This is a genomic window from Herbaspirillum sp. Sphag64 (assembly GCF_014192645.1).
Taxonomy (GTDB): domain Bacteria; phylum Pseudomonadota; class Gammaproteobacteria; order Burkholderiales; family Burkholderiaceae_D; genus Herbaspirillum.
Genome location: NZ_JACHYE010000007.1, coordinates 204129 through 214951, shown reverse-complemented (window position 1 = coordinate 214951; position 10823 = coordinate 204129). Strand labels below are relative to the sequence as shown.

At 53.6% G+C, this 10823-nt stretch carries 10 protein-coding genes; 5 read left to right on the top strand and 5 right to left on the bottom strand.

Annotated features, from left to right (window positions below):
• From FHW66_RS13465 to FHW66_RS13450, 4 genes are all read right to left on the bottom strand, one after another.
• Positions 1-1122: ESPR domain-containing protein (locus FHW66_RS13465; protein ID WP_221202697.1), on the bottom strand; the 1122-nt coding region annotated here is incomplete at its 3' end.
• A gap of 589 nt (positions 1123-1711) precedes the next feature.
• A complete protein-coding gene (locus tag FHW66_RS13460) occupies positions 1712-2074 on the bottom strand; it encodes a cytochrome c (protein WP_183380313.1) in 363 nt (120 codons plus the stop codon).
• Between the two features lie 12 nt (positions 2075-2086).
• Positions 2087-2401: a cytochrome c gene (locus FHW66_RS13455; RefSeq protein WP_183380312.1), complete on the bottom strand. Its 315-nt coding sequence runs from the start codon at positions 2399-2401 to the stop codon at positions 2087-2089.
• A 266-nt stretch (positions 2402-2667) separates the two neighbouring features.
• A complete protein-coding gene (locus FHW66_RS13450; RefSeq protein WP_183380311.1) occupies positions 2668-4755 on the bottom strand; it encodes a preprotein translocase subunit TatB in 2088 nt (695 codons plus the stop codon).
• A 187-nt stretch (positions 4756-4942) separates the two neighbouring features.
• Between FHW66_RS13450 and FHW66_RS13445 the strand changes: the two genes are divergently transcribed.
• From FHW66_RS13445 to FHW66_RS13435, 3 genes are all read left to right on the top strand, one after another.
• On the top strand, positions 4943-5797 hold the full coding sequence (locus FHW66_RS13445) for a MoxR family ATPase (protein WP_183380310.1): 855 nt from the start codon (positions 4943-4945) through the stop codon (positions 5795-5797).
• A gap of 76 nt (positions 5798-5873) precedes the next feature.
• Positions 5874-6461, top strand: a complete 588-nt coding sequence (locus FHW66_RS13440) for a GNAT family N-acetyltransferase (RefSeq protein ID WP_183380309.1) — start codon at positions 5874-5876, stop codon at positions 6459-6461.
• Positions 6462-6489: 28 nt separating this feature from the next.
• On the top strand, positions 6490-7659 hold the full coding sequence (locus FHW66_RS13435) for a VWA domain-containing protein (protein WP_183380308.1): 1170 nt from the start codon (positions 6490-6492) through the stop codon (positions 7657-7659).
• A 25-nt stretch (positions 7660-7684) separates the two neighbouring features.
• Here the strand turns inward: FHW66_RS13435 and FHW66_RS13430 are convergent, their stop codons facing one another.
• Positions 7685-7885, bottom strand: a complete 201-nt coding sequence (locus tag FHW66_RS13430) for a heavy-metal-associated domain-containing protein (RefSeq protein ID WP_183380307.1) — start codon at positions 7883-7885, stop codon at positions 7685-7687.
• 195 nt (positions 7886-8080) lie between these two features.
• Between FHW66_RS13430 and FHW66_RS13425 the strand changes: the two genes are divergently transcribed.
• Together FHW66_RS13425 and cueR are read left to right on the top strand one after the other, a co-directional pair.
• Positions 8081-10375, top strand: a complete 2295-nt coding sequence (locus FHW66_RS13425) for a cation-translocating P-type ATPase (RefSeq protein ID WP_183380306.1) — start codon at positions 8081-8083, stop codon at positions 10373-10375.
• A 2-nt stretch (positions 10376-10377) separates the two neighbouring features.
• Positions 10378-10788, top strand: coding sequence for a Cu(I)-responsive transcriptional regulator (gene cueR, locus FHW66_RS13420; protein ID WP_183380329.1), 411 nt, complete (start codon positions 10378-10380; stop codon positions 10786-10788).
• The last annotated feature ends 35 nt before the right edge of the window (positions 10789-10823 follow it).

The following is a 10823-nucleotide window of genomic DNA, read 5'->3' as shown; positions in this document are numbered from 1 at the left end:
CTTGCTGAAGGCATTGAAGCCAAGATATTTATTGTTGATTTGGGTGACATCGAAACTTCCCTGATAATTCCCATCACCGGCACCAAGAGCAAGAATGTTTATGCCTTTAGACAATTTAGCATTGACGATTCCCTTAATGTCACTACCGGCTCGCAACTCTAGACGAGAATTGCTCGTGCTATTACCGTACCAGATACTTTCTTTGGTTACATTACCACTACTATCCTGCCCGGCAGAAATTATGCCAACATTAATGATATCGCTATTATTACCCGAGACGTAAATACCATAACCACCTTCTATCCCGGGCGAGCCTGGATTTCCATCCTTACCAGGAAGAGTGGCGATGGCAGGTTTTTCTCCCGCAACTCCTCCGGCACCTGCTGCACCTGCATTGCCACCTGTGACTGTTCCAGTATTGACAAAGGTTACATTAGAGGCAGTAATAGAGACCCCATTCCCACCATGGCCACCATTGCCTCCATCGCCGCCATTCCCAGGCTCATAATTTGTTCTGGTAACATTACGCCATTCCCAGGTGTCCCAACGTCCAGCGTCACCGCCATCTCCTCCACTCCCACCAGCACCACCAGTTCCACCTAAGACCGAACCGGAATTTATATAAGTCGCACTATTCGTGTTAAGCGACCAACCGTTGTCACCTTGGCTACCATTTCCCCCATTTGTACCATTTGTCCCTGAAGTCGGATCTACAAGGAGACTCGCGTTGCGGCCATTTGTGCCCCTCTGCCCAGCTTCGCCCGTCTGCCCAGTAGAACCGTTCATCCAGCCAGTATTTACTTGCGTTTGCGCAAAAACGTCCGATGCAGGCAAACTCCAAGCCATCATTATGGCCATCGTCATCACGGCCAATCTGCCGACAGATACCACCTTAGTAGCTGTGTTTACGAACGGGGAATTTATATTGGAAGACTTACCCTCTGTGCGCGCCATTTCAGAAGCAACCTGAAACATTCCCAAAGTGCGATTCCAAACAATCCGATAGAAGTTTTTATTCATAATTTCGATTACAAAGAAGAGAAAAAAGTAATCCGGCATGAACAACAATTCGCGGATCACGAACTTGAGGAAAAGCGAGATAGCCGAATCGCTGATCACCACCTGCGCTGCAGCTTTACGAAAACAATGGGCGTGCAGAGGCAGCCCGGACTGCAAGCAAAATAAGCAAAGAGGTAGATGGTTTAACCGGCAGCAACAGCGCTGATAAGCCGGAGACGACGTGAATATCGAACAACTGTGCTGCAAATTACACAGCGGGCTTCACGTCCGAGATTGCAAAAAAACAATAAAATATCAGTAAGATGTAGATGAATTGGGACAAACGAATGATGTCACCAAAACCTACCAAGAGAAATGGGACCAGTCTGAAAATATTTCAGACCCGCTGATGCTTGACTCCAGGGCCGTCAGAGCCATGCGTTGAGAAATATCTACGCGGTTTGTAAATGGTAATTAGCAGTCATAGACAGACGGACATGCCAGAGAGAGCAAGCAGTAAAAAGAGAAAATATTAGGATCAACGTCGCCTGGAAGGAACTACATGACGCTGTGAAGGAAAGGATGAGACGAAAACACGGCAAGTCTAGAAAATTACCGTCTTTGTCAGAAAGAAAATGCAATCGGGCATGACACACACCGATTGCATTGTGTATTGCAGAGAGAATTAGCTTAACGCCACCGCATGACCGATTTATTTTTGCAATACCAGTGAGCCAGGCAGGCTATGCAAATAGGCAGCGATGTTCTCGATATCCTGGTCGGTCAGCACTTTGGCTTGCGCGCCCATGATTGCGTTGGTACGCCCATTCATTGCTTCATTGCCACGCCGGTAGGCGATCAGTGCATGCTGCAGATAATCCTGATGCTGTCCGGCCAGACGTGGATAGGATGGATCAATGGGTGAATTAAAATCTGCACCATGACATGCGGCACAGCTGTATTTTTGAACGAGCGCCTTGCCTGCGTCGACATCGCCACCAGCCCATGCATTCAAAGACATGGCAAGAAGCCCCAAGCCGACACCAATAGTCCCCGTAGTCAGGATCTTTTTCATCACGCGCTTCCCTTATTTTTGTTGTGCATAGTAAGCCGCCAGTTCGGCGATATCCTTATCCGACAAGCTACCGGCAATGCCTTGCATGGTCGGATGCTTACGCTCACCTTTTTGATAGGCCTTGAGTGCGTTTTCGAGGTACGTCTGGGACTGCCCACCCAGCATGGGAACCGAATAAACCTCGGGGAAAGTGGCCTTGTATCCTGGGATACCATGACAGCCAATGCACATCGAAACATTGACCTTGCCGGTGTTACCAGCAAGATCGACGGCCGCAGCGGTGCTGACAACACCCGCGAGCGCGAGCAGTACAGATAGTTTTTTCATATTGGCAGGGACTAGTAAGATGAAACAACGTCAGGCTACTACTTGAATCTACGACGAAGACAACACTTCCCGAAACAGACATCAGCAGGTTTGGCTCTACATTATTGGCACAGAAACTCATCGTCTGCGCATTCTCGCCAGCCCACTATGCCGCAAGGCCGCTTGATTTTACCCGAACAGTTGCGTGCGTCAAACCATCCTCAATCAACAAAATTACAACAGCCGATCAGCCTCGCGAACCAATGCTGCAGTGCATTATGCTCCGATCAGCTTTCTTCTTCGACCACTGATTCCTTGACTGAAGCGCGCTTCACCGGTTTCTCGGGAAACAGAAACAGCGCCGGCTGAGCACGCATTCGTCGCAGCACAGCACGAACCACGATGCGTTGTAGCCGCACAGGTATGTCCCTAGCGCGAAGTGCAAACCACATGGCACATCCGAATGCGACGGAAATATTGAGTACCGCAATACTAACAATACCGAGCGCAGCCAGCCAGAAACCAGGAGTCAACAAGATCTCCCAGCCCAAATGGACGCAAGCAGCCACCAGATTGCCAGCAGCCAGTGTCACATGACGCACTTCAAACGGAATGCCAAAAAAGCGCGCGATCATGGGCGTCATACCCAGCGCTATACCCAAAGCAATATTGCCAGCAATGGTGCCAACGTGACGGTCGAGCCAGCGTGCCCAACGTGACGCTCTGGTTGCTCCCAGCAGATGGATCAGGCGCCGCTGCTGCGCCAGTATTTCGCGTAATCGCCGCCAGGCAAACCAGTTATCGACAAGACCGGCGATCAGACTCGATAGCCACAGGAGTATCCCCGTCACCGCTGCATAGAGTGGAGTCGGTCCAATCAGCGACAAACTCTGCACACTCAGCTGAGCCCGCTCACTACTCAATTGTGAAGCCCCGCCAATGACGCTGCCCAATACCATCAGGAACAACATGACCGGCATCACACCAACCAGATTGCCCATTACCGATACCACCTGTGAGCGCAATAGCACTGCCGTCTCGGCTACCAGCGCGCGCAAGCCATCCAAGGTATCGAGCGCATCCATTCTGGCAGCCAGTGCAGGCGCCGTCACAGCTGGCTGCTTGGTCGCGAGTACACCGCCCATTGCGGCGATGAACAAAAAACTCACCACATAAGTAAATGACGCCAGCATTCCTTCGAAGAAATGCGGCATGTTGCCGTTGCCTAGCGTGATTTTTGCCTGCACGGTCAACCCCGTTATCGCCCCTCCAATTGAAGCCGCCTTGAATAAGGCGAGATAGCTATTCGCATCACGGGCAATACTTTGCTCACCATCATCGGCATTACGTTCGACCAGCTTGCGTGCAACTAGCGCAAAGCTACGCTGGATAAGGCTGCGCATTGAAGCACGCTGATGATGTGCAGCAACCAGATCAGCCAGCAACAAAGGCAAGCGATCCGCGCTGTCCCCACCTGTACTCTCTTGCAGTTTGCAGGCACGTACATCAATCAGGCGCCCCATGCGCACCAGTTGGGCCCGCATGCGCTCCAGACGATAGACCAGTCCTACCGAAACCCCGAACTTATCCAGATACGCGTAGATACGATCCGTTTGCGCCTGACATACCGCAATCAGCATTCGGATACTTCGCAGAGCGCCTTTATCATTGGGAGACGCATGCAAATAGTTCTCCATTTCGTGGCGCAAAGCCATAAATGGCGATGCCCGCAGCGGCAGATGCGGATCCAGCCGCTGTCGAAAAGCCGGACTGATACCGTCGGCGACCACTAACGTCATCAGATAGACGAGAGCCTCCTCGGTCTGCTGCCAGTAGGTATGTGAAATCCCATCATCGGCTGCCAGTTTCCACGCACGGTCTAGTAACTGAGCATCGAGTACGAGCAGCCATTGGGCATCGTCGATAGCAGGGAACATTGCCGCAAACAAGTTGGGCAACTCACTCGGAGAAAGGTGGCGCGGCAGAATGCGCCGTAATGCACGCTCAGTCAACTCACTGAAAAAAGCGGCTTCATGCGGCAAACCGGTGACAGAAAACAATTCTGCACCTCCGGCTTCACGCAAGGTCCTTTGCAGGCAGACCTGTACCTGTCTGCGCACATCACGATGGAGATCAAGCCAATCGAGCAGAGACCTGAGTTTTGCATCTCTGAGATTGATTTTGGGTTCTTGACGCAACCATTCAGCCACATCAATCATCCAGTTGGCACGTTGATGCCAGGCTGCTTCAGGATCTGCACGACGCAACAGGCGTGACAGCTGTGGTACGTCATCATGAAGGGAGTGGCAGCGCGCTTTCATCCCGAAGCGCAAGCGGCGCCAAATGACACGTATCTTGAGAAGAAGAAATTTCATGCCTCACTCTACGTAAGGGGACGCAAAATTCAACAAGGCCTACTTCTTTTGCCCTGCATTTCACTTGGCTCACTGATATGGAGGCAAAACTGTCAAATTCAATCGCTGGGATGGCGATTGGCAAGCGCAGTACGCCAGTCGTTTTATCTTATACTGCTCTTAATTTCATCACTCATGACAGTCTGACATGCACCAAGATACTCGCTTTGAAGGTTCTTCCAGCTACGTAGCCACCGATGATCTCAAACTGGCGGTGAATGCAGCGCTGGCATTGCAACGGCCGTTGCTGATTAAAGGCGAGCCCGGGACCGGCAAAACCATGCTGGCCGAAGAGGTGGCCGCCGCATTGCAGCGACCGCTACTGCAGTGGCATATCAAATCGACCACCAAGGCGCAACAGGGGTTGTACGAATACGACGCCGTATCCCGCCTGCGTGATTCGCAGCTCGGTGACGAGCGGGTCAAGGATATCCACAACTATATCGTCAAGGGTGTGCTGTGGCAGGCATTTACGGCAGAGACGCCGCAAGTGCTGCTGATCGATGAAATCGACAAGGCCGATATCGAGTTCCCCAACGATCTGCTGCGCGAACTCGACCGTATGGAATTCTATGTCTATGAAACCCGAGAAATGGTGCGCGCCTTACATCGCCCGCTGGTCATCATCACTTCCAACAATGAGAAGGAGTTGCCGGACGCCTTCCTGCGCCGTTGCTTCTTTCATTACATCCGGTTTCCTGACAAGGACACCATGCAAAAGATCGTCGAAGTGCACTTTCCGCAGCTCAAACGTGATCTGCTGGCGCAGGCGCTGGAAACCTTCTATAACGTACGCGACATTCCCGGTCTGAAGAAGAAACCATCGACCTCAGAATTGATTGACTGGCTCAAACTGCTGCTGGCTGAAGATATCCCAGCCGAGGTGCTACACAGCAAGGATGGCAAGACCGCCATTCCGCCACTGCATGGCGCCTTGCTGAAAAATGAACAGGACGTACATCTGTTCGAACGACTCGTGTTCATGTCACGCAACAATCGTTGAATATTCAACGAATTTTCGCTGAATAATTACTGAAGCAACCCGCCAACCACAGCCCGTATCAAGCAAGGAGTACGTCATGCAGTTTCTGCACCCGATCACACTCAAAGGCCGTTATGCAACGCTGGAGCCTTTATCGCTCGAGCATCACGATGCGCTCATCGCAGCCGTGTCGGACGGCAAGCTGTGGAAGCTGTGGTACACCGCGATACCGAAGCCAGAAAACATGCGCACCGAAATCGAGCGACGACTGCATCTGCAGGAGCAAGGCAGTATGCTGCCCTTTGTCACACGCCGTCATGATACCGGCGCGCTTTGCGGCATGACCACCTATATGAATGCCGATGCCGTGCACCGTCGCGTCGAAATCGGCTCGACCTGGACCGCCGCCAGCGCCCAGCGTACCGGTATCAATACCGAATGCAAGCTGATGCTGCTCACTCACGCATTTGAAAATCTGCACTGTATCGCGGTTGAATTTCGTACCCACTGGATGAACATGCAATCGCGCAATGCCATCCTCCGACTTGGCGCCAAGCAGGATGGCGTGCTCCGCAATCACCAGCGCATGCCGGATGGCTCCCTGCGAGACACCGTCGTGTTCTCGATCATCGAATCAGAATGGCCGACCGTCAAACGTCACCTGCAATTCAAGCTGGGACACTGAGCTTCGGCGCCTGCCTGCTACCTACATCATGCTCATCGATTTTTTCTTTACCCTCAAGGACGCTCGCGTTCCGGTCTCCATCAAGGAGTTTCTGACCTTGCTGGAGGCGATGCAAAAAAATGTCATCTCGTCCTCGATCGATGACTTCTACTTTCTTGCGCGCCTCACGCTGGTCAAGGATGAAGCACACTACGACAAGTTCGATCAAGCCTTTGGCAGTTACTTCAAAGGCATACAAACCATCTTTGACAAGCTGCCCGAGATCCCGCTAGAGTGGCTGGAAAAGAGACTCCAGCGTGAACTGACACCAGAGCAAAAAGCAGCGCTGGAAAAGTATGGCTACGACAAACTGATGAGTCGTCTGCAGGAGCTCCTGAAGGAACAGCATGAACGCCATGAAGGTGGCAACAAATGGATAGGCACAGGCGGCACCTCGCCTTTCGGCCATAGTGGTACCAACCCGGAAGGTATCCGTATCGGCGGCACCAGCAAAAACCGCACTGCTGTCAAGGTATGGGAAGAGCGTACCTATCGCGACTACGATAGCGAACGCGAACTGGGTACGCGCAATATCAAGATAGCACTGCGCCGCCTGCGCAAGTTTGCCCGCGACGGTGCCGCCGAAGAACTGGCGCTGGACGACACCATTCGCGCTACCGCCAACAATGCTGGCTATCTGGATATCAAGATGCAGCCCGAGCGCCGCAACAACATCAAGGTCTTGATGCTGTTTGATGTCGGTGGCTCCATGGATGACCATATCACCCGCACGGAAGAACTGTTTTCGGCAGCCAAGACCGAGTTCAAGAACATGGAGTTCTTTTACTTCCACAACTGCGTCTACGAGACCGTCTGGAAGAATAATCGCCGGCGTCAGGCTGAGCGCATTCCAACCTGGGATCTGCTACATAAATACAGCCCTGACACCAAGTTGATCATGGTTGGCGACGCCACCATGAGCCCCTACGAAATTGTGCAACCAGGCGGCTCGGTCGAATACAACAATCCAGAAGCAGGCGCGGTCTGGCTACAACGTCTGACCAGCACCTTTGCGCATTCAATCTGGCTCAATCCGGAGCCAGAAGGCCTCTGGCAATACCGTCAGTCAATCGGCATCATTCGCCAATTGATGGGCCAACGCATGTTTTCACTGACCATTGATGGTCTCGAACAGGCCATGCGTCAACTCAGCAAGTAATCGGTAACGATCAGATCGAAACCTGTCAGGATGCGATGACCGGGGTATAACCAGCCTCTTTGATGGCGTCCGCCAACGCATCTGCGGATAACGTGCTGCTGATGCTGACGCGCTTCTCATCGATCTGAATCTCAACGCCTGCATCGCCATCGGCATCCTTGACAGCGCGCGTAATTGCGGCGGCGCAGTGACCGCAACTCATGTCCTCAACCTTGAATATTGGCATGGCTTATTTTCCTTTTTTCGGATTTGATGTGTTTTGATGTGTCTTGATGTGATCTGACTTCACGACAAGAGAGAGCTTAAACCTTGCCACCGTGGCAAGGTCAAGCCACTTCTGTCAAAATGCTGCTTGACCTTACCATGGTGGGAAGGCTGATGCTCAACATGTATCACCTTTCTCCACTCTTTCACGCAGATCATGACCACCACCTCTACCTTAGCCACTCCAAAGGAATTCGCACTTCTGGTGAGTGGCATGACTTGCGCCTCCTGCGCCGGTCGAGTCGAAAAGGCGCTCGCCAAAGTTGCCGGCGTACAGCAGGTCAATGTCAATCTGGCGAATGAAAAGGCCAGCATCCTTGCCGATGGCTCAGTTGAACAAGCGGCCCTGATCGCCGCCGTCGAGCGTGCGGGGTACACCGCCAGTGACGCCAACCCAAATGTCGAGACAATCACGACGCCGACGGCGCCAGCGTTACCCGCTTGGTGGTCTGTCGCACTGGCCAGCGCGCTGTCCGTGCCTTTATTGCTGCCGATGCTATTGATGGCCATTGGATTTGAATGGCAACTATCACCTGTGTGGCAATGGCTGTTAGCGACGCCAGTGCAATTCTGGCTGGGTGCGCGCTTTTATCGTGCTGGCTGGCACGCTGCCAAAGTTGGCAGCGGCAACATGGACTTGCTGGTGGCGCTTGGTAGCAGCGCCGCTTATGGTTTGTCACTGTATCAATGGTTGATGCCGGAACATGGCAGTGCTGGTGCGCCACACCTCTATTTTGAGGCAGCTGCCACCATTATTACGCTGGTGCTATTGGGTAAATGGCTGGAAGCACGCGCCAAACGACAAACGACCGATGCCATCGCCGCGCTCAAGGCACTCCGTCCGGACACTGCACTGGTACGTCGCGATGGGGTGGACAGTGTAGTGCCACTGACTGCGATCCGCTGCGGCGACCTGATCATCGTGCGTCCGGGTGAACGGGTCGCCGTTGACGGCATTATCCGCGAAGGTCTCAGCCAGCTCGACGAATCGCTGCTAACCGGCGAGAGTCTGCCAATACAACGACAAGCCGGCGAACGCGTCATCGGCGGTGCTATCAATGGCGCCGGATTGCTGCTGGTCGAGACCACCGCAGTCGGTCACGACACCATGCTGGCCCGCATCATCGATATGGTCGAACACGCGCAGGGTGCCAAAGCACCTATTCAGCATCTGGTAGATCGGGTCAGCGCGATATTTGTACCAACGGTGCTGTTACTGTCAGTTATCACTTTACTGTTCAATGGCTTATACAGCCATGACTGGGAAGCGGCAATCATGCATGCAGTCGCTGTGCTGGTGATCGCCTGCCCTTGCGCGCTCGGACTTGCTACACCGACTGCAATCATGGTCGGTACCGGCGTGGCTGCACGGCATGGGATTTTGATCAAAGATGCCATCGCGCTGGAAATGGCACATCGACTGCAGGTAATTGCCTTTGACAAGACGGGTACGCTCACCAATGGCAAACCGGTTCTGGTCGCCTGTGAAGCTGTGCGAGGTGAAAATAGTGACGAGAATGACACCAGTAATTTATTGACGCTCGCCGCCTCAGTACAAGCGCACAGCACCCATCCTCTGGCACAGGCTGTGATGCAGGCCAGCCACCAACGTGGATTGACAACGCTCCCTAGCAGCGAGCAACTGGCACTACCAGGTCGCGGCGTGCAGGCTACGGTACAAAACCATCGCATCCAGCTGGGCAACCGTCGCTGGCTGCAGGAACTCGGCCTCTCCGAGCAACTGGCCGCACAGCCATCCCTGAGCAGCCTTGCGATAAGGCTGGAACAGGAAGGCAACAGCGTCTCCTGGCTGGTACAAGATGGGCAACTACGCGGCGTACTGGCCTTTGGTGACACCATCAAGGCCAGTGCCGCTGACGCAATCTCGCGCCTGCATGCGATGCAACTGCGCTGCGTCATGCTCAGTGGTGACAATCAGGGCGCTGCGCAGCATGTCGCTGCCCAACTTGGCATTGATCACTTTCGCGCCAATATCCTGCCAGCCGACAAAGCGACGGCAATTCTGGCAATCCAGTCCTCTGCAGTGAGCGGGCAAAGCAATACACGCACGCTGGTAGCGATGGTCGGCGACGGCATTAACGACGCCCCTGCCCTGGCTGCTGCGGATGTTGGCATTGCCATGGCCAGCGGTACCGATGTCGCCATGCAAACCGCCGGCATCACGCTCATGCGTAGTGACCCGGCAATGGTGGCAGACGCGATCGACATCTCCCGGCGCACCTACCGCAAAATCCAGGAAAATCTGTTCTGGGCCTTGATCTACAACCTGATCGGCATTCCGCTGGCAGCCTGCGGGTTGCTCAACCCGATGATCGCAGCGGCGGCCATGGCATTCTCCAGCGTGTCGGTGGTGAGTAATGCTCTGTTGCTCAAGCGCTGGAAACCGCAGCCTGCCAGTGATGCCATTGTCAAACGCGGAGTCGCACAATGAATATGAATATCGGTGAAGCAGCGCAGGCCTCTGGCGTCTCAGCCAAGATGATTCGTCATTACGAAGAGATTGGGCTCATGCCCAAAGTCGCCAGAACCGAGGCTGGCTATCGGCGCTACAGCGAGCGTGAAGTCCATCTGCTGCGCTTTATCCGGCAATGCCGCACCCTTGGCTTTTCGATGCAGCAGACCGGGGATCTGATGGGGTTATGGCTGGATCAGTCACGCAGTAGCTCCAAGGTGAAACAACTGGCCAATAGTCACATTGCGGAACTGGATGCCAAAATCCATGAATTACAAACGATGAGGTCAACACTGGAGCAATTAGTCCAGCATTGTCATGGCGATGGCCGACCGGATTGCCCAATTCTGGATGCGCTGGGCGGTCAACCATCGTGTTGCGCAAGCAGCTAAGCCATCTGCGTCAGAGCTTAAAAGGCAAATCCAAT